Genomic DNA, 18,463 nt, shown 5'->3' with positions numbered 1-18,463 from the left:
GGCGAATGAAACGGAGAAACGCCACATGGGCGACTACGCCAAGGCGCTGGGCAGCAAGCTCCGCGCTATCCGCCAGCAGCAGGGTCTTTCGCTGCACGGTGTCGAGCAGAAGTCAGGCGGGCGGTGGAAGGCCGTGGTCGTCGGGTCCTATGAACGAGGTGACCGCGCCGTCACCGTGCAGAAACTCGCCGAACTGGCCGATTTCTACGGCGTTCCGGTAGCCGAACTACTCCCGGAGGGCCGTGTTCCTTCCACCGCGGAACCCGCGACCAAGGTCGTCATCAATCTGGAGCGGCTACAACAGCTCCCCGCCGAGAAGGTCGGACCGCTGGCCCGCTACGCGGCCACGATCCAGAGCCAGCGGGGGGACTACAACGGCAAGGTCCTGTCCATCCGGACCGAGGACCTGCGTTCCCTGGCCATCATCTACGACATGTCGCCCGGGGAACTCACCGAGCAGCTCATCGACTGGGGAGTGCTTCCTCCCGAGGCACGCCCGTCGCACGAGGAGTGACGGCCCCACACCCGCATCCGGGACCGGATGCGGGTCCGGGCGGGCGGCGACCGCCACGAGCGGACCTCCGTGTGTCCGCCGTCGGTTCCGCCCCGACGCGGGCGCCTCGGTTCCGCTGAACTCGACGCCCGCACGAACGAGTCGAGCCCGCCTCCGTCGGTCACGGAGGCGGGCTCGGTGTTTCGCGTCCACGCTCGTGCCGGAAGGCCGGTACACGGCCCCGCCGTGGGGAGAACGCGCGAAGGATCCGGACGGCCGCGCGCCGGCGGCTCAGTCACCCTCCCGAAGACCACCGGTGACCCCGCCGTCTGTCGAGGACTCCGCCGGGGAGCTCTCCCCGGGCGTGGCGGCCTCCCCCTCCTCGGCGACCGGGGCGTCGGTGTCCCGTCCCCGCAGGGCGACACGCTCCCGCTCGTCGATACCGGCCAGCCTGCCGAGCACACCGTTGATGAACCGGGGTGAGTCGTCGGTGGACAACGCCTTGCCGAGTTGAACGGCCTCGTCGATGACCACCGCGGGTGGGACCCCGTCCCCCCAGAGCATCTCGAAGAAGCCGAGTCGCAGCACGGACCGGTCGACCACCGGCATCCGGGACAGCGCCCAGCCCTCGGAGTACTCGACGATCAGTTCGTCGACGCGGTCACGGTGCTCGGAAACCCCGGAGACCAGGGTCACGGCGTAGTCCCCGACAGCGGGGGCCTCGGTCGACCCGACGCGTTCCCGGAGCAGTTCCCGCGGATCCATCTCCCGCAAGTCGGCTTCGTACAGTACCTCCACCGCGCGTTTGCGGGCCTTGCTACGTTCGCCCAACTCATACCCTCTTTCCGGCGCGCGGCTCGCTGCTGCACGACCGAACCGGTCGGCCGTTCGAACTGCGAAGGGCGGTCACTTGATCCGCCCCAGGTAGCGACCGTCCCTCGGATCCACCTTGACCTTCTCCCCGGTCTCGATGAACAGGGGGACCTGGACGGTCGCACCCGTTTCCAGCTCGGCGGGCTTGCTGCCGCCCGTGGAACGGTCTCCCTGCACACCGGGGTCGGTGTGGGCGACCGTCAGCTCGACCGAGGCGGGCAGCTCCACGTAGAGCGGCTCCCCCTCGTGCCGGGCCAGGGTCACGGTGCTGTTCTCCAGCATGTAACCGGCCGCGTCGCCCACCGTCTCCGGCGAGACACTGATCTGGTCGTAGGTATCGGGGTCCATGAACACGTAGTCGGTACCGTCGTTGTAGAGATACGTCATCTCGCTGCGGTCGACGTTGGCGGTCTCCACCTTGACCCCGGCGTTGAAGGTCTTGTCCACGACCTTGCCGGAGAGCACGTTCTTCAGGGTGGTGCGCACGAAGGCGCCGCCCTTGCCCGGCTTGACGTGCTGGAAGCTGGTGACGGTCCAGAGCTGGCCGTCGATGTTGAGCACGAGTCCGTTCTTCAGGTCGTTCGTGGTGGCCACGGTCGGAGTCTCTCCTGTGGTGCAGGGTGCAGATACTTCGCCGATTCGAGCTGTCGCGCGATCCCTGAGCGGCTTCGAACGCGCGTTGCCGCACCTAGATGACGAGCAGCTCCTTCGTCGTCAAGGTGAGCAACTCCGGCGTGTCCGCACGCGCGACCAGCGTGTCCTCGATGCGGACGCCGCCCCTCCCCGGCAGGTACACACCGGGCTCGGCGGTGACCGCCATCCCGGCTTCGATGGTACCTTCCCCACGTTGGGACAACGCCGGTGCCTCGTGGATCTCCAGTCCGACCCCGTGTCCCAGACCGTGCAGGAACTGCTCCCCGTATCCCGCACCGGTGATCACCTCACGCGCGGCCGAATCGACCTCACGCACGTCGGCCCCGGGCCGAACGGCCGCACGCCCGGCCGCCTGGGCCTCGGCCACGAGATCGTAGATCTCGCGCTGCCAGTCCGCGGGCTCGCCGAGTACCAGCGTACGCGTCATGTCCGAATGGTATCCCTCCACCAGGGCCCCGAAGTCCATCTTCACGAAATCCCCGGCGGCCAGGCGGGTGTCGGTCGGCCGATGGTGCGGGATCGCGGAGTTGGCCCCGGTGGCCACGATCGTCTCGAAGGAGGGCCCCTGCGCGCCGTTGTCCAGCATGCGACTTTCGAGCTCGCGGGCCACCTCCAGCTCGGTGCGTCCCGGACGCAGTCCCCCGTGTTCGAGCAGCTCGGCCAAGGCCCGGTCAGCGGCGGCGCAGGCCCGGCGCAGCGCGTCGATCTCCTCCTCGTCCTTGACCAGACGCTGCTGTTCGACCAGTCCCGGGGTACGGACCAGCTCCACCGAGGGTGCGCTCGCGGCCAGAACGTCCCGACCGTCCACCGTGACGTGGTGGCTCTCGAATCCGAGCCTGCGGTAGGAGTCGCTCTGCGACTCGGCGCGCTCGACGAGGCCGCGCGCACTGGCCCGGTCGATGAGGTGGGGCAGTTCCGGCACCTGCTCGGCGGCCTGGGTGCGGTAACGGCCGTCGGTGCAGAACACCGTCCCGCGCTCGGCTCCCGGAGCGTCGGAGGCGTGCACCAGCAGAGCGGCGTTGGATCCGGTGAATCCGGTCAGGTACCTGATGTTGAGCAGGTTGGTCACCAGGATCGCGTCCACCTCGCTGCCACGCAGGTGGGTGCGCAGCGAGTCCCGGCGGCGTACGTGCGTTTCGGACATGCCAGGCAGCTTAGGACCCCACGCGGAAGGGGGTGTCGAGCAGGTCCGTCAGTCGGAACCCGAACCGGCCCCCGGTGGGCGCACGAGATCCGTCGAGCCGCCGCGAGCCGCCCCGGCTCCGGCGCCGAACGCGCCACGGCGACCTCAGGGACCAGAACACCACGGTGTGCTCCGCCCTCGCGCGGGGAACACCGGGAGGAGAGCAGCGTGTGGAGGGTGAACGGTGCGCCGAGTTCGGGGAGACCTCGACGGGGCCGAGGCCGCGGTCGTCGGCACCGGCCCGAACGGACTCGCCGCCGGAGTGATGCTCGCCCGCAGTGGACTGCGGGTACACCTCTACGAGGCGGCGGAAACACCGGGAGGAGGGTTGCGCTCGGCGGCGCTGTTCGACGAGTCGGTGCTGCACGACGTCTGTTCGGCGGTGCACCCACTGACCGCCTCACCGTTCTTCCGACGGTTCGGCCTCCTCCGACGAGGGCTGCGCCTGCACACCCCGGAGATCAGCTACGCCCATCCCCTGAACGGGACGGACTCGGCCCTGGCCTGGCGTGACCTCGACCGGACCCGCGCGCACCTGGGCCAGGACGGTCCCGCCTGGTACCGCATGATGGAACCCCTGGTGCGCCACAGCGAACGGGTCACCGACCTCCTGCTCTCCGACCAGCGCAGACCACCGCCGTGGCCCGAAGCCGCGCTGGTCGCCGGGCGCGTCCTCCGGCACGGAACCCCGTTCTTCCGCGGCTTCCGGGGTACCAGGGCCGCCGCCCTGTTCGCGGGTGTGGCCGCCCACGCGGGCGGGGTACCACCCGATCCGGCCGCGACCGCCGTCGGGCTGCTGCTGGGACACCTGGCCCACGCGGGCGGGTGGCCCATCCCGCGAGGAGGAAGCCGGCGCATCGCCGACCTTCTGCTCGACGACCTACTCGCCCACGGAGCCCGACTGCACACCCGGCATCCGGTCGACGACCTCAGGCAGCTGCGCTCGGCGCGGGTGGTCCTGCTCGACGTGGTACCGCGCGGGCTGCTGGCCATGGCCGGATCGCTGCTGCCCGACGACTACCGGAGACGGTTGGAGCGGTACCGCCACGGAACCGCCGCCGCCAAGGCCGACTTCCTGGTCTCCGAACCGATACCGTGGACCGATCCCGCGCTCGGCGAAGCGGGCACCGTGCACCTCGGAGACGGGCCCGCCGCGCTGCGCGCGGCCGAGCGGGCCACCAGGCGCGGCGAACGGGTCCGGAACCCCTTCGTGCTGGTCTCCGAACCGGGCCGGATCGACCCGACTCGCGCGCACGGGGGCAAGTACCCGGTCTGGGCCTACTGCCACGTGCCCAACGGGGACACCCGCGACCCGGTGGAGCTCGTCCGCTCCCGGATCGAGTACCACGCTCCCGGATTCTCCGACACCGTGCTCGACAGCACCGGCACCTCGGCGGCCCGGCTCGCCGAGTACGACCCGAACTACCCGGGAGGCGACATCAGCTCCGGCACGGTCGATCCGGTACAGGCGTTGCTGCGACCGACCGCGCGGCTGAACCCGTACGCCACCCCGTTGCGGGGGGTCTACCTGTGCTCGGCGGCGACACCGCCCGGACCGGGGGTGCACGGCATGTGTGGGTACTGGGCGGCCAGGGCCGCGCTGCGCGGGGAGTTCGGTGTCAGGACGCCGCCACCGCTGGACTGAGCACGCCCTGGAGCGGGCCGGAGGGTCAGCCCGGGCCGGGCCGCCGGTTCTCGGCCACCCAGCGCAGCGCCATCGCGTATCCGAACACCCCGAAACCGGTGAGCACTCCGGTGGCGATATCGGAGAGGTAACTGCACTGGCGGAACCGTTCGCGCCGGTGGACGTTGGTCAGGTGCACCTCGACCAGCTCCGCCCGCAGCTGGGCACAGGCGTCCCGCACCGCCACCGAGTAGTGCGTCCAGGCGGCGGCGTTGAGCACCACCGGAACCCCCTCGTCGGCGGCCTCGTGCAGCCAACCGAGCATCTCGCCCTCGTGGTCGGTCTGGCGCACCTCCACCTCCATGCCGAGTTCCTCGGCGGTGCGCTCGCACAGGCTCACCAGATCCGCGTGAGTGTGGTGCCCGTACTTGTCCGGCTCACGCCTGCCCAGCCTGCCGAGGTTCGGCCCGTTGAGCACGAACACCCTCACAGCAGGACCTCCCGTGCCGAACTCGACCCGCCCTCGGCCAGCGCGGAGTAGGCCGCGGCGAGCAGGGAGGGGTCCGGGCCCTCCAGCCGGCCCGGTTTGGCCAGCCCGTCGAGCACGACGAACCTCAGGGTGCCGGACCGGGTCTTCTTGTCCACCTTCATGAGTTCGAGCAGCTCGTTGAGGGCGTCCGGATCGTAGGAGGTCGGCAGGCCCAGCGCGTCGAGCACCCCGCGGTGCCTGTCCGCGGTCTCGTCGTCCAGCCTTCCCGCCAGCCTCGCGAGTTCGGCGGCGAACACCAGCCCGATACTGACCGCGGCCCCGTGCCTCCAGCGGTAGCGTTCCCGGCGTTCGATCGCGTGCGCGAGAGTGTGCCCGTAGTTGAGCACCTCCCGGTGGTGGGACTCGCGCAGGTCGGCGCCGACCACCTCGGCCTTGACCCGCACGGAGCGGGCGACGAGCTCGGGCAGCACCGATCCCGTCGGGTCCACGGCCGCCGTGGGGTCGGCCTCGACGAGACGCAGGATCTCCGGATCACCCACGAAACCGCACTTGACCACCTCGGCCATGCCGGCCAGCAGCTCGTTGTGGTTGAGCTCCTCCAGGGTGGCCAGGTCGACCAGCACCCTGCTCGGCTCGTGGAACAGACCCACCAGGTTCTTGCCCGCCTCGGTGTTGATCCCCGTCTTCCCACCGATCGCGGCGTCGACCATGCCGAGCAGCGTGGTCGGCACGTGGACCACGCGCACGCCGCGCATCCAGGTGGCCGCGACGAAACCGGCCAGGTCGGTGACGGCCCCGCCTCCGAAGGAGACCACGACGCCGTCGCGGTCCATGCCGATCTTGCCGAGCACCTCCCAGCAGAACCCGGCGACGGCGAGGCTCTTGCCTTCCTCGGCGTCGGGCAGTTCCACGCGGTGGGCGTCCACCCCCGCGCCGGTCAGCTCCTCGCGCACCGCCTCGACGGTCTGGGTGATCGTGGGCTGGTGCAGCAGAGCCACCACGGAGGCGTCCCGGAGGGTCTCGACGAGTTCACCGAGCAGCCCGTGCCCGACCAACACCTCGTAGGGCTTCTCCGCCCGCACGGAAATCCGCTCCGGTTCGCTCATCGTGTCCTCTCCAGTCAGGGGTTGTCTGTGGTGTTCGACCCGTTCGGACGGCCGCGAGGGGCGTGGACGACGGCCTCACCCGGGCCCCGCGCCCGGCGAACCGGTGTGCGTCATCCGGATCACCCGCTCGACCACGGCCGTGGGCTCGAGCCGGTCGGTGTCGACCTCCCAGTCCGCGACCTCGCGGTACAGCGGAAGCCGCTCACGCAGCAGCGCCTGGAAGTTCGCCCGCGGGTTCACCCCGGCCAGCACCGGGCGGGGGGTGGACAGTCCCGTCCGGCGCACTCCTTCGCTCAGCCCGACGGACAGGAAGAGCACGGGGTGTTCCGCCAGTCGCTGCCTGGTGGCGGCCGAGACCACCGCACCACCTCCGAGAGCGAGCACCCCGGTGTGCTCGGCGAGTGCCTCGGCCACCGCCTCCTCCTCCAACGCGCGGAAGGCCGCCTCGCCCTGTTCGGTGAAGATCTCCGGGATCGGTCGGCCCGCCCGGTGCTCGACGTCGGCGTCGGTGTCGCGGAACCGCCCGCCGAGGCGCTCCGCCAACAGCCTCCCGGTCACGGTCTTGCCCGCCCCCGGAGGTCCGACGATCACGAGACGGGGACTCATGCGTCCTCCCCCCAGGTGTCGACACGGCGGTTCAGCGCGGCGAGATACGCCTCGACGTTGCGTCGGGTCTCGCCCAGGGAGTCGCCGCCGAACTTCTCCAGCGCCGCCTGGGCCAGCACCAACGCCACCATGGTCTCGGCGACCACGGCGGCGCGGGGCACGGCGGTGACGTCCGAGCGCTGGTGCATGGCCTGGGCCTGCTCCCCGGTGCGTACGTCGACGGTGGACAGCGCCCGGGGCAGGCTGGAGATCGGTTTCTTCGCCGCACGCACGATCAGCGGTTCGCCGTTGGTGATGCCTCCTTCCAGCCCCCCGGCACGGTTGCTGGAGCGGGTGACCCACTTCGGCCCGTGGGCGGCGAAGAGTTCGTCGTGGGCGGCGCTGCCCCGTCGCCGGGCGTTGGCGAAGGCCTCGCCGATCTCCACTCCCTTGACCGCCTGGATGCTCATCAACGCCTGGGCCAGCCGGGCGTCCAGCTTGCGGTCCCAGTGCACGTGCGAACCCAGTCCCGGGGGGAGACCGTGGGCGATCACCTCGACCACGCCCCCGAGCGTGTCCCCGGAGGACTTGGCCTCCTCCACCTCGGCCATCATCCGTTCGGTGGCCTCACCGCCGAAGGCGCGCACCGGGTTCTCGTCGATGGCGGCGAGATCCTCGGCGGTGGGCAGCCGGTCCCCCTCGACGTTCACGTCGCCGAGTGAGACCACATGGCTGACCAGTTCCACCCCGAGCAGCTGCCGCAGGAAACACCGGGCCACCGTTCCCACGGCCACCCTGGCCGCCGTCTCCCGGGCGCTGGCGCGTTCCAGCACCGGCCGTGCCTCGTCGAAGTCGTACTTCTGCATCCCCGCCAGGTCGGCGTGGCCGGGGCGGGGGCGGGTCAGCGGCTCGTTGCGCGCCAGGGAGGCCAACACCTCCGGGTCCACCGGGTCGGCGGCCATCACCTGTTCCCACTTGGGCCACTCCGTGTTGCCGATCCGCACGGCCACCGGACCTCCCTGGGTGAGGCCGTGGCGGATCCCTCCGATGACCTCCAGCTCGTCGGACTCGAAGTTCATCCGGGGACTACGGCCGAACCCCAGTTTCCGACGCTCCAACTGAGCGTGGATCTCGGAGGTGGTGACCTCGACTCCGGCCACCATCCCCTCCAGTACTCCCACGAGAGCCGGACCGTGCGATTCCCCGGCGGTCATCCAGCGCAACACGTCCGTGATCCTGCCATGAGATCCCTTCTCGCGAGTACCTCGGGGGCGGAACTCAGGCCGAGAAACCACCGGAGTCCGTCAACACGGGCGCGCTGACCGACAGCCAGGCGGGCAGCGCCAGCGCGGGCCCGTGGGGAACCACCCGACTGCGGGTGAGCGCGGCGAGGAGCAGACTCACCGCCGCCGCCGTGGTCGCGACCCACGGCACCACGAGGGGTCCGACCGCTCCCACGGCGGCCCCGACCGGCACAGCGGCCTTGACGTCTCCCCCTCCGAGAGCGTGGGGAGTCACCAGGCGGACGGCGCCGTATCCGACGCCGAGGAGAACCGCTCCCAGCAGCGCACCGGACTGAAGCCTCCAGCCGCCCCCCAGGTGGGCGGCCAGTGCCACGGCCCCGAACACGAGCCCGCCACCGCCCAGGGTCACCACGTCGGGCAGGCGGCGGACCCCGACGTCGGAGACGGACAGCACCACCAGCACCCAACCGGTGACCAGCGGGACGGCCGTCCACCAGAGTGGGAAGGCACCGAAGCGCACCAACGGAACCAACGAGGCCCAGACCGCGGCCACCCCCGGACGGCACCACCAGAGACGGGTCCGCACCCCACAGCGGGCGAGCACCGCCCCACCCACCCGGCCACAGCACCATCCGAGGACGAACACCACCACGGCCACGCACACGAGAAACACGGTCGACATGCCCGCAGTGTCGAGCCCGAGCACGCTCACCACGGCCTCCATGCGGGCTCGGAGCACGGCGTGTCGGACCCGGCGGTCCCCGCACCGGCCGTTCTCCCCGTGCTCGGGGCCCGGGAGGTGACCGCTGGAGCGCCCGGCTCAGGTGGTCGGGACCCGAGCGCCCCGGCGGGCCGCCCCGGAAGGGGCTCCTAGGAGTCCACCGTGAACAACGGATCCCCGGCGGAGACCCCGGCGTCGTCGGTCACGTCCGACAGCGCCTGCCGGCCCACCTCGAGCGCCACGACCGGGCACACCGAGGAGTAGCCCTGCTGTTCGACCTCACTCGGGTTCCAGGTGACGATCTTCTGACCGGCCCGTACCCGCTCCCCCTTGACCACGTGCGGCGCGAAGCCTGCGCCCTCCATCTTGACGGTGTCGATCCCGAGGTGGACCAGCACCGCCCTGCTGCCGTCGTCGGTGGTGACCACGAAGGCGTGTGGGTGCAGGGTGGACATCGTGCCGTCCACCGGGGCCACCGCGCACGCACTGCCCCCGTTGGGCTTGACCGCCACCCCGGGTCCCACCATCTCCTGGGAGAACACCGGGTCGGGGACCTCACTGAGCGGAGCGGCCAGACCGCTCACCGGACTGAGTACTCGGATGCTCACAACAAATCCTCGATATCACTCGCGATGGTGTCCGCCTCCGGCCCGACCACGACCTGCACGACAGTGCCCTGCTGCATGACCCCGTGGGCGCCGGCTGTTTTCAACGCGGCCTCGTCGACCTTCGACCCGTCCTCGATTTCGCAGCGCAACCGGGTGATGCACGGTTCGATCTCGACGATGTTGCCCTTGCCTCCCAGGGCCGCCAGAATCGCCGCAGCCTTGTCCTCAGCCACCGTAGTCCTCCGTTTCGAGTCGGTTCGCGCGTCGAGTGCGCTCGGCGTACAGCCAACCATGCCGCCCCGCTCCCGTCCGATGTCGAACCGGCAACGAATCAGCCACCCGCTTGACACTCGTTCCCCTGGAGGCGCAAGGTTCCCTCCAACTGGTTTAGACCTTACCGTACCAATGTCGAGGCAGCGGTACGAGTGTTTCCACGGACAGCTCAGGGCAGGAGCACCCGCCCCGACGGGGTGCGACCGTGTGTCGGACTGTCCGTATCGCCTCGGAACCGTCCCCAACCACCGGTGGTATTCCCAGGAGGTACCCCATGAGCACCAGCGCCGGCCCGTCCTCGGGCGGCAACAAGGCCTTCGCCCAGCTACAACGGCTGGGCAAAAGCCTCATGCTGCCGATCGCCGTGTTGCCCGCGGCGGCACTGCTGCTACGACTCGGGCAGGACGACCTGATCGGCGCCATTCCCGGGATGACGGACGTGGGGGCCGTCATCAGCTCCGCGGGCGGGGCGCTGTTCGACAACCTGCCGCTGTTGTTCGCCATCGGCGTGGCCATCGGTTTCGCCCGCAAGGCCGACGGATCCACGGCCCTGTCCGCCGCGGTCGGCTACCTGGTCCTGGCGGGCGTGCTGTACGGCATGACCGACACGGAAGCCGCCACTGTGTACAACAAGGGCCCCTACGGGGTGCTCGGCGGCATCATCGCCGGACTGGTGGCCGCCGGACTGTGGCAGCGCTACCACCGGATCAAACTGCCCTCCTACCTCGGATTCTTCGGGGGACGCCGCTTCGTCCCGATCATCACCTCGGTGGCCATGCTGGTCATCGGTGTGGTGCTCGGTCTGCTCTTCCCCTACTTCGACACGGCGCTCACCGGCTTCGGCGAGGCGGTCACCGGCAGCGCCGTGCTCGGCGGGGGCGTCTACGGAGTGGTCAACCGGCTGCTGCTGCCCTTCGGGCTGCACCACATCCCCAACTCGGTGGTCTGGTTCCTCACCGGCGACTACCAGGGGGAACACGGCGACATCAACCGCTTCTTCGCCGGCGACCCCACGGCGGGCACCTTCATGACCGGGTTCTTCCCCATCTTCATGTTCGCGCTGCCAGCCGCGGCGTTGGCCATCTACCACTGCGCCCGCCCCTCGCAGCGCAAGGTGGTCGGGGGCATCATGTTCTCGACGGCGTTGACCGCCTTCCTCACCGGAGTGACCGAACCGCTGGAGTTCTCCTTCATCTTCGTGGCCTGGCCACTGCTGCTGGTCCACGCCCTGCTGACCGGCACCTCGATGGCGCTGGTCAACTGGCTGGACATCCACCACGGATTCGGATTCTCCGCGGGAGCGATCGACTACCTGCTCAACTTCGGAATCGCCCAGAAGGCCCTGTGGTTGATACCGATAGGTCTCGCCTACGGGGTCGTCTACTACGTCGTCTTCCGGTTCGTCATCACGAAGATGAACCTGCCCACCCCGGGTCGTGAGGAGGACGAGGAGAGCGAGCAGGCGGAGCCGGCGGCCGGCGCCACAACCTCCTCCGAGGGCGGATCCTCCGCGGGCGGAACAGGAACGAGCGGAAGCTGAGTCCTTTCGTCCCGGAAGAACACGGTAACGAGAAAGAGAAAGCGCAGATGCCAGAACGACACGTCACCGTCGCGAGCAAGGTCGGTCTGCACGCCCGGCCCGCCGCCATGCTGGCCAAGGCGGCCGCCGAGCAATCCGTGAAGATCACCATCCGCAAGCAGGAAACCGAACCCGTGGAGGCGGCCAGCATCCTCGGCCTGATGACGCTCGGGGCCGAACACGGTGACCAGGTCGTGCTGGCGGCCGAAGGGGAGGGCGCCGAGGAGGCGCTGGACCACATCGCGGAGCTGGTGGGCAGCGAACTCGACGGCTGACCCCGCCGGGAGCCCGTGGACCGGACACGCACTCGACGTCCACGGGCTCCCGCCGCCACGGACGAACCGGCAACTCCTTTCGGAGCCCCGCCGCAGTCACTCCCCCAGAGGCAGGGACAGTTCCCCGTCCGTGGCCTCGTACAGGGCGTCGCGCATCGCCTCCCGGGGGGCGGGAAGCCCGGTGAACTGCTCCACCTGTCCGAAGGACTGGTGCAGCAACATGTCCAGCCCCGTGGCCAACCGTCCTCCCGCCGAGGTGACCGCCCGCGCCAGCGCAGTGGGCCACGGGTGGTAGACGACGTCGAGCACACAGCCCGCACCGGCCAGCTCCCCGACACGTTCGTCCAGCGCACCGGCGGGCAGGGTGGAGACCACCACATCGGCGGCACCGGCCACGGCGGTCAGCTCCGTTTCGTGCAGGCGCAACGTCCTGATCCGCAGTCCGAGACGTTCGGCGGTGGCCACCGCGATCCCGGCACGGGTGGGCTCACGGACGGCCAGCGTCACCTCGGAGATCCCCAGTTCGGCGAAAGCGGCCAGGGCGGCCAGGGCGGTTCCCCCCGCCCCCAGCAGCAGGGCGCTGTCGCCGTCGGTGAATCCCCCGGCCGCGTGGAGCGCCCCCACGACACCGTCCACATCGGTACAGTCGGCAGCCCAACCCCGCCCGGAGCGGACCAGCGTGTTGGCCGCGCCGACGGTGCGCGCACGCTCCGTGGCCGTGGCGGCCAGTTCCAGGGCGGCCTGTTTGCCCGGCATCGTCACCGAGAGGCCGACCCAGTCGGAGTCCAGTTCCCCGACCAGCCGGTGCAGGCCCTCGGCGTCCCGTTCGAGGCGCTCGTAGGACCACTCGTGCAACCCGAGAGCACGGTAAGCGGCCTGATGCAGTACGGGGGAGAGGGAATGCTGGATCGGTGATCCCACCACTCCCGCGGCGCGGGCTCGTGGTCCCTGCTGGGCTGCCATCGGACACCTCGACTTTCCTGCTCGCCCCGTGGGAATGCTCCGAAGATCCACGGTAGTCGCCCCGGTGTGGTCCTCCGGGGCTGCCCAAGCGGCACAGCCGCCCTTCCTCGAAGCGACGACACCGGAAACACCCACCGTGCCAAGCCGAGCACACGCGGCTTCTCCGGTGTCGCGCTCTCGGCCGTTCAGAGCGCACGGGCGCCTTCGGTCAGTAGGCGCCGTTGCGTTCGGCCTTGTCCTTGGCCCTCTCGTGCCCCTCGATCGTCTCCGAGAAGCACGAGGTCCCGTCCTTCTGGCACTTGACGAAGTACTTCCAGTCGCCCTCGGGAGGATCGGCCGCCGCCTCGATGGCCTCGGTGCTCGGAGCGGAGATCGGTGTCGGCGGCAGCCCCGTGACCCGGTAGGTGTTGTACGGCCCCTCCTTGGCCCGGTGTTCGTCCTCGGTCAGCAGCGAGGGCTCCTCGAGCAGGTAGTTGATCGTCGAGTCGAGCTGCAACCGCATGTCGATGTCCAGGCGGTTCTCGATGACCCGGGCGACCCGCCCGAAGTCCTTCCGGATCGCCTCGCTCTGCACCAGCGAGGCGATCTTGACCAGCTCGTAGGGACTGTGTCCCGTGCCCTCGGCGATGTCGGGCAGACCGGCGGCACGCATCTTCTCGAAGGAACTGTTCAGCACCGAACGTAGGATCTCGGGGGCACTGGCGGTCGGTTTGACGTGGTAGATGCCGGGCAGGACCAGCCCCTCCAGCCGCCGCTGCGGATCGGGGGCCCGTTTCGCCTCCGTGAGTGCCCAGTCCGGCACTCCCAGCTCGCCCAGCGGGGTCTCGGCGGCGGCCCCGGCCAACTCCTCCTTGTCGACGCAGTCGCCGCTTCCCTCGTTCTCCCCCGCCCCGCAGGAGGCCCGTGCGAGCAGCGAGAGAACACCCGGCACCACCTCACCGTCCGGGCCGACGTGATCCGCGAACCGCATACCGCCACGGATCTCGACGCGTCCCGCCCGGGCCTCGTCGGAGACGATGCGCCGCACGGCCGCCGCACCGGACATCCTCTCGCGCATCGAGTAGAAACCCGGCTGGATGGCGGTGATCTTCTCGTTGTCCTCGGCCGCCTTCACGAAGGCCGCCGGCGAGGCCACCACGTCCTCCTCCGCCAGGGTGCGCGCGATCGCGCTGGTGGTGTCACCCTGCTGGACCTCGACGACCACCCGACCCGTACCGCTTCCCTCGTAGTCCGGATAGCTGCCGAGAGTCACCAACTGCAACACGCCGTAGACGGCGCCACCCGCCACGACCAGCAGCACCGACACCCCGGCGAGGGCGGTGACGAGTCTCCGTCGTCGCCGCCTGCGGAACCGCTCCCGCTCGACGTCCTCCCGCTCCCGCGGGTCCGGTTCCTGCCCGGCGTCGTCGGCGAACAGGCCGAGATCGTCGTTCACGCCCGCGTCCTCCCAGACAGCCCTACGAAGCTCTGATCATGCAGCACGGAACAGTCTCACGGGGTCTCCCGGCCCGGTGACGGGCTGGTCGGCCGCGCCCCGGGACCGGAAACCCGGGTCCCGAGCGAGCCGGCCCACCGCTCGCGACGTCACCGCCCCGGGGAACGCACCGCGCGCCGCCCGGACGACTCCGAGGCCAACCATGCCGAACACCTCTCAACCGTCCCCGCCCCGCGCGTCCAACCAGGACTGCAGGATCTCCACCGCGGCGGCCTGGTCCACCACGTCACGTTGACGCTTACCACGAACACCGCGATCGGACAGCGTCTTCGTGGCCGTCACCGTCGTGAGACGCTCGTCACTCAGTCGCACGGGCACGCCGGGAACCCGCGAACGCACCGCGTCGGCGTAGGAACTCGCCACGTCGGCCGCCCGGCCCCGTCTGCCCGCCAGGGTCACCGGCAGCCCCACCACGATCTCGACGATCTCGTACTCGGCGACGAGTTCGGCGATCCGGGCCAGGTCCGTCTTGTTGGCCCTGTCCCGTCTGAGGGTGACCAGTGGGGTGGCCAGCACGGGAGCGGGGTCGCTGACCGCGATCCCGACTCTGGCCTCCCCCACGTCGACACCCAGCCGTCGTCCCCTCCCGAGTTCGGTGTTCCCACCGTCGGGCTGTCCCGGTGCGGACTCGGACCGTTCGGCGTTCACGCCCCGGACACCACCCGTTCGAGCTCCTTGCGCAGGGCGAGCACGGCCTGATCGATCCCGGAGGGATCGGAGCCACCGCCCTGGGCCATCTCGGCCTTGCCGCCGCCGCGGCCACCGATGTGCGCGGCGAAGGAGGGCACCAGATCACCGGCGGCGACGCCCTTGTCCTGGGCACCCGGGTTGGCGGCCACCACGAAGCCCACCTTGGAGGTCTCCGGGTCACCGGAGAACAGCGCCACCACGGCGGGACGCGAACCGAGCTTGCCGCGCACCTCACCGGCCAGCGCGCGCAGCGAGTTGCCGTCCACCCCGTCGGCGACCCGTTCGGCGACGAGATCGACTCCGTCGACCTCGGTGGCCCTGCCCGCGATGTCGCCCGCGGACTGCAACACCTTCGCCACCCGCAGCTGTTTGAGTTCCTTCTCGGCATCGCGCAGCCGGGTGAGCACGCTGTCGATACGTTCGGGAAGGTCCTCGGTGCGGACCTTGAACTTGTCCGCCAACTCGTTGACCAGCATGTGCTCCTTGTTGATGTAGCGCATCGCGTCCATGCCCACCAGGGCCTCGACGCGGTGCACCCCGGAGCCCACCGAGGAGTCGTCGACGAGTTTGACGACACCGAGCTGTCCCACGGAGTCCACGTGGGTGCCCCCACACAGTTCCCGCGAGTAGTCGCCCATGTCGATCACGCGGACCCGGTCGCCGTACTTCTCCCCGAACAGCGCGATGGCGCCCAGCTCCATGGCCCGGTCCATCGAGGTGGTGTAGGACTGGACCTCGGCGTCGCTCTGCAGGTACTCGTTGACCTCCTCCTCGACGCCACCGAGCACGGAGGAGGACACCGCCGAGGGGGCGGTGAAGTCGAAACGCATCCGACCCGGGGAGTTCAGCGAACCGGCCTGGGCGGCACGTTTCCCGTAGGCGTTGCGCACGGCCGCGTGCACCAGGTGGGTGGCCGAGTGCGACCGGGCGATCGCGTGCCTGCGTTCGGCGTCGACCTTGGCCTCCAGGCGGGTGTCCAGTCCGACCTCACCGCCGAGGACCTTGGCCCGGTGCACGAACAGGCCGGGTACGGCCTGCTGCACGTCGGTGATCTCCAGCTCCACACCGGGCCCCACCAGGCGTCCGGTGTCGGCTATCTGCCCACCCCCCTCGGCGTAGAAGGGGGTGCGGTCGAGCACGAGCTCGACCTGGCTGCCCTCGGAGGCGGCCGAAACGGGCACCCCGCTCTGCAACAGGCCGAGCACCCGGCTGGTTCCCTGCAGGTCCGTGTACCCGATGAACTCGGTGGAGCCGTGCTGGTCCAGCAGGTTGCGGTAGGTGGACAGGTCCCCGTGCGCGGTCTTGCGCGAACGCGCGTCCTCCTTGGCCCGCTGGCGCTGCTGCTCCATCAGCTCCCGGAAGCCCTGTTCGTCGACGGACAGGCCCTTCTCCGCCGCCATCTCCAGGGTGAGGTCGATCGGGAAGCCGTAGGTGTCGTGCAGTTGGAAGGCCTTGGAGCCGGGAAGCTGGAGGGAACCGGCCTTGCGGGTCTCGGCGACCGCCGTGTCGAAGATCTTCGACCCGGCGGACAACGTGGACAGGAAGGCCTCCTCCTCGTTGCGGATCACCGAGTCGATCCGGTCGAAGTCACTGGCCAACTCCGGGTATCCCGGCGACATCGCGTCCCGGACGACCCTGGTGAACTCCCCGAGGACGGGCTCGTGCACCCCGAGGAGCCGTGTGGAGCGCACCACCCGGCGCAGCAGCCGACGCAGCACGTAGCCCCGCGTCTCGTTGCTGGGGGTGACCCCGTCGGAGACCAGCATCATCCCGGAACGCATGTGGTCGGCGATCACCCGGAACCGGACGTCGTCGGCGTGGTTGTCGCCGTAGCGTTTCCCGGAGAACTCCTCGGCCTTGGCGATCACCGGGCGGACCAGGTCGGTCTCGTAGACGTTGTCCACTCCCTGCAGTAGGCAGGCGACCCGCTCCACACCCATGCCGGTGTCGATGTTCTTCGTCGGCAGCTCCCCCAGCACGGGGTGTCCGTCCTTCGGGCTGCCCTCCCCCCTGATGTCCTGCATGAACACCAGGTTCCAGATCTCTATGTAGCGGTCCTCGTCCACCACGGGCCCGCCCTCGCGCCCGTACTCCGGCCCCCGGTCGTAGTAGATCTCCGAGCAGGGACCACCCGGGCCGGGAACCCCCATGTCCCAGTAGTTGTCGTCGGCTCCCCTGCGCTGGATGCGCTCCGGAGGCAGACCGCTCACCCGCTGCCACAGCCGCTCGGCCTCGGGGTCGTGCTCGTAGACGGTGACCCAGATTCGGTCCGGGTCGAAACCGAAGCCCCCGGAGTCCTGCGAGTTGGTGACCAGACTCCACGCGTGCTCGATGGCGCCCTCCTTGAAGTAGTCCCCGAAGGAGAAGTTGCCCGCCATCTGGAAGAACGTGTTGTGCCTCGTGGTCTTGCCCACCTCGTCGATGTCACCGGTGCGCACGCACTTCTGGATGCTCGTCGCCCTCGGGTAGGGCGCGGGGGCGTCCCCCAGGAAGTACGGCTTGAACTGCACCATTCCCGCGTTGACGAACAGCAGGTTCGGGTCGTCGAGGATCAGGGAGGCGCTGGGGACCACGGTGTGCCCCCGTCCTCGGAAATGCTCGGTGAAACGTTTGTTGATCTCGTGGGTCTGCACGGTGGAGTCCTTCTACACGGATGTGGCTGCGGGCACGGAAACAGGCGGGAACGCCGGTCGGTGTGGGATTTCGCACCACACCGGGACTCAGCGTCCCGCCCTACGAGCTCGACGCGACTCGGCCCCGTCGATCGTTCCGGTCATCCTGGTCACGGGCCCGCTCCCATTGTCCGGACCGTCGACGCTCCGCTGGCCCCGGCCACCGGTGACGATTCCGGTGCGTTCGGTCACGCTCTCGTGGAGTTCCCTTTCGCGCTCGCTCATCCCCGCGCGCACGTCCGCTCCGAACGAGCCGAGCGACTCCGCCAGTTCCCGCACCGCGTCACCCAGCTGGTCGGCCACACCGACCGGCGTGGCCCGGCGTGCGGTCCTGCCGAGCTTGCGGCTCAACGCCACGCCCGCGGCGACTCCGGCGCCGAACAACAACAGACGGCTCACTGACGACCCCCTTTGCGCCTGCGGGAATGCCTGCCCACGGGTTCCTTCCTGCGTTCACGGCGGGCGCGCAGGGCCTTGCTCACGCCGTAGGTGAAAGCGGCCGACTTCACCAGCGGGCTTCCCAGTGTAGCGGTGAACAGCGAGGACAGTGCGGACACGTTGCTGGAGACCGACTGGGCGTTGGCCGTGATGCCGTCGACCCGCTCCAACTGGGTGTTCACATGGTCCAGGGTCGTGTTCGCGCCGGTGAACAGCGGGTCGGAATTCTCCTGCGCCTTGCGGATCGCGTTGGTCGCCTCGTCCAGAGTACGGCCGAGTTTGACCAACGGGATCGCCAGCAGCACGACCAGCAGCACGAAAGCGCCTGCTGCGATCAGCGCGGCGATCTCGGTGGGCGTCACGTGTCCTCCCGGTTTCCAGCCGACTCGTGCGACCGCCCTGCCGGCGGGCCGGCACGGCGGTGGTGATCGCGGTCAGGCTATCGCGCCCGCCGGTGGAAACCGCGTACGGCATTCCGCACGCCGCTGCCCCGTCCG

Annotated in this window: 19 protein-coding genes and 1 pseudogene; 4 read left to right on the top strand and 16 right to left on the bottom strand. The window is 69.9% G+C overall.

The window, feature by feature from the left end; translation table 11 throughout:
* Positions 1-25: 25 nt before the first annotated feature.
* On the top strand, positions 26-514 hold the full coding sequence (gene bldD / locus ACTMO_RS0105555; protein WP_017975994.1) for a transcriptional regulator BldD: 489 nt from the start codon (positions 26-28) through the stop codon (positions 512-514).
* A 372-nt stretch (positions 515-886) separates the two neighbouring features.
* Here bldD and nusB read toward each other — a convergent pair.
* The 3 genes and pseudogenes from nusB to ACTMO_RS0105540 form a co-directional block, all read right to left on the bottom strand.
* Positions 887-1,324, bottom strand: a pseudogene (gene nusB / locus ACTMO_RS20400) (transcription antitermination factor NusB); the annotation flags it as partial.
* A 75-nt stretch (positions 1,325-1,399) separates the two neighbouring features.
* Entirely contained in the window at positions 1,400-1,960 is a 561-nt protein-coding gene (gene efp, locus ACTMO_RS0105545; protein ID WP_019853673.1) for an elongation factor P, read from the bottom strand.
* A gap of 94 nt (positions 1,961-2,054) precedes the next feature.
* A complete protein-coding gene (locus tag ACTMO_RS0105540; protein WP_019853672.1) occupies positions 2,055-3,164 on the bottom strand; it encodes an aminopeptidase P family protein in 1,110 nt (369 codons plus the stop codon).
* Positions 3,165-3,387: 223 nt separating this feature from the next.
* Here ACTMO_RS0105540 and ACTMO_RS0105535 point away from each other — a divergent pair, with 223 nt between their 5' ends.
* A complete protein-coding gene (locus ACTMO_RS0105535) occupies positions 3,388-4,848 on the top strand; it encodes a phytoene desaturase family protein (RefSeq protein ID WP_019853671.1) in 1,461 nt (486 codons plus the stop codon).
* Between the two features lie 25 nt (positions 4,849-4,873).
* Here ACTMO_RS0105535 and aroQ read toward each other — a convergent pair whose 3' ends face one another.
* The 7 genes from aroQ to ACTMO_RS0105500 all read right to left on the bottom strand — a co-directional run bounded on the left by aroQ (position 4,874) and on the right by ACTMO_RS0105500 (position 9,814).
* Positions 4,874-5,317 carry a type II 3-dehydroquinate dehydratase gene (gene aroQ / locus ACTMO_RS0105530; protein ID WP_019853670.1) on the bottom strand — a complete coding sequence of 148 codons (444 nt, stop codon included), beginning with the start codon at positions 5,315-5,317 and terminating at the stop codon, positions 4,874-4,876.
* Complete coding sequence (gene aroB, locus ACTMO_RS0105525) at positions 5,314-6,423, bottom strand: 3-dehydroquinate synthase (protein WP_019853669.1); 1,110 nt, start codon at positions 6,421-6,423, stop codon at positions 5,314-5,316. The genes aroQ and aroB overlap by 4 nt, the downstream gene beginning before the upstream one ends.
* A 75-nt stretch (positions 6,424-6,498) precedes the next feature.
* Complete coding sequence (locus ACTMO_RS0105520; protein WP_019853668.1) at positions 6,499-7,029, bottom strand: shikimate kinase; 531 nt, start codon at positions 7,027-7,029, stop codon at positions 6,499-6,501.
* Complete coding sequence (gene aroC, locus ACTMO_RS0105515) at positions 7,026-8,234, bottom strand: chorismate synthase (protein WP_019853667.1); 1,209 nt, start codon at positions 8,232-8,234, stop codon at positions 7,026-7,028. Before aroC ends, ACTMO_RS0105520 begins: the two co-directional genes overlap by 4 nt.
* A gap of 52 nt (positions 8,235-8,286) precedes the next feature.
* The gene (locus tag ACTMO_RS21890) at positions 8,287-8,934 is read right to left on the bottom strand and encodes a prepilin peptidase (protein WP_169509046.1); all 648 of its coding nucleotides are present in this window, start codon (positions 8,932-8,934) and stop codon (positions 8,287-8,289) included.
* A 188-nt stretch (positions 8,935-9,122) separates the two neighbouring features.
* Positions 9,123-9,581 carry a PTS sugar transporter subunit IIA gene (locus ACTMO_RS0105505; RefSeq protein WP_019853665.1) on the bottom strand — a complete coding sequence of 153 codons (459 nt, stop codon included), beginning with the start codon at positions 9,579-9,581 and terminating at the stop codon, positions 9,123-9,125.
* The gene (locus tag ACTMO_RS0105500) at positions 9,578-9,814 is read right to left on the bottom strand and encodes a glucose PTS transporter subunit EIIB (RefSeq protein ID WP_019853664.1); all 237 of its coding nucleotides are present in this window, start codon (positions 9,812-9,814) and stop codon (positions 9,578-9,580) included. The genes ACTMO_RS0105505 and ACTMO_RS0105500 overlap by 4 nt, the downstream gene beginning before the upstream one ends.
* A gap of 314 nt (positions 9,815-10,128) precedes the next feature.
* Here ACTMO_RS0105500 and ACTMO_RS0105495 point away from each other — a divergent pair, with 314 nt between their 5' ends.
* Complete coding sequence (locus ACTMO_RS0105495; protein WP_019853663.1) at positions 10,129-11,394, top strand: PTS transporter subunit EIIC; 1,266 nt, start codon at positions 10,129-10,131, stop codon at positions 11,392-11,394.
* A gap of 47 nt (positions 11,395-11,441) precedes the next feature.
* Positions 11,442-11,708 (top strand): HPr family phosphocarrier protein, encoded by a 267-nt coding sequence (locus ACTMO_RS0105490; RefSeq protein ID WP_019853662.1) that lies wholly within the window; start codon positions 11,442-11,444, stop codon positions 11,706-11,708.
* Between the two features lie 96 nt (positions 11,709-11,804).
* Here ACTMO_RS0105490 and ACTMO_RS0105485 read toward each other — a convergent pair whose 3' ends face one another.
* The 6 genes from ACTMO_RS0105485 to ACTMO_RS0105460 form a co-directional block, all read right to left on the bottom strand.
* Complete coding sequence (locus tag ACTMO_RS0105485) at positions 11,805-12,671, bottom strand: shikimate dehydrogenase (protein ID WP_019853661.1); 867 nt, start codon at positions 12,669-12,671, stop codon at positions 11,805-11,807.
* 208 nt (positions 12,672-12,879) lie between these two features.
* Positions 12,880-14,106, bottom strand: coding sequence for an endolytic transglycosylase MltG (locus ACTMO_RS0105480; RefSeq protein WP_019853660.1), 1,227 nt, complete (start codon positions 14,104-14,106; stop codon positions 12,880-12,882).
* 216 nt (positions 14,107-14,322) lie between these two features.
* On the bottom strand, positions 14,323-14,814 hold the full coding sequence (gene ruvX, locus ACTMO_RS0105475; RefSeq protein WP_019853659.1) for a Holliday junction resolvase RuvX: 492 nt from the start codon (positions 14,812-14,814) through the stop codon (positions 14,323-14,325).
* Positions 14,811-17,489, bottom strand: a complete 2,679-nt coding sequence (gene alaS, locus ACTMO_RS0105470) for an alanine--tRNA ligase (protein WP_019853658.1) — start codon at positions 17,487-17,489, stop codon at positions 14,811-14,813. Before alaS ends, ruvX begins: the two co-directional genes overlap by 4 nt.
* 87 nt (positions 17,490-17,576) lie before the next feature.
* Positions 17,577-17,927: a hypothetical protein gene (locus tag ACTMO_RS0105465; protein WP_019853657.1), complete on the bottom strand. Its 351-nt coding sequence runs from the start codon at positions 17,925-17,927 to the stop codon at positions 17,577-17,579.
* Entirely contained in the window at positions 17,924-18,328 is a 405-nt protein-coding gene (locus ACTMO_RS0105460) for a DUF948 domain-containing protein (RefSeq protein ID WP_019853656.1), read from the bottom strand. The genes ACTMO_RS0105465 and ACTMO_RS0105460 overlap by 4 nt, the downstream gene beginning before the upstream one ends.
* Positions 18,329-18,463 lie beyond the last annotated feature (135 nt).

The organism is Actinopolyspora mortivallis DSM 44261 (genome assembly GCF_000384035.1).
GTDB lineage: Bacteria > Actinomycetota > Actinomycetes > Mycobacteriales > Pseudonocardiaceae > Actinopolyspora > Actinopolyspora mortivallis.
The sequence above is the reverse complement of the archived record's forward strand: the minus strand, read 5'-3'. Positions and strand labels throughout refer to the sequence as shown.

Bases quoted from the DNA above. Each gene is read 5' to 3' on its own strand.
- ACTMO_RS0105495 (WP_019853663.1), top strand. From the start codon at position 10,129: ATGAGCACCAGCGCCGGCCCGTCCTCGGGCGGCAACAAGGCCTTCGCC.
- ACTMO_RS21890 (WP_169509046.1), bottom strand. From the start codon at position 8,934: ATGTCGACCGTGTTTCTCGTGTGCGTGGCCGTGGTGGTGTTCGTCCTC.
- bldD (WP_017975994.1), top strand. From the start codon at position 26: ATGGGCGACTACGCCAAGGCGCTGGGCAGCAAGCTCCGCGCTATCCGC.
- ACTMO_RS0105490 (WP_019853662.1), top strand. From the start codon at position 11,442: ATGCCAGAACGACACGTCACCGTCGCGAGCAAGGTCGGTCTGCACGCC.
- ACTMO_RS0105540 (WP_019853672.1), bottom strand. From the start codon at position 3,164: ATGTCCGAAACGCACGTACGCCGCCGGGACTCGCTGCGCACCCACCTG.
- ACTMO_RS0105520 (WP_019853668.1), bottom strand. From the start codon at position 7,029: ATGAGTCCCCGTCTCGTGATCGTCGGACCTCCGGGGGCGGGCAAGACC.
- ACTMO_RS0105485 (WP_019853661.1), bottom strand. From the start codon at position 12,671: ATGGCAGCCCAGCAGGGACCACGAGCCCGCGCCGCGGGAGTGGTGGGA.
- aroB (WP_019853669.1), bottom strand. From the start codon at position 6,423: ATGAGCGAACCGGAGCGGATTTCCGTGCGGGCGGAGAAGCCCTACGAG.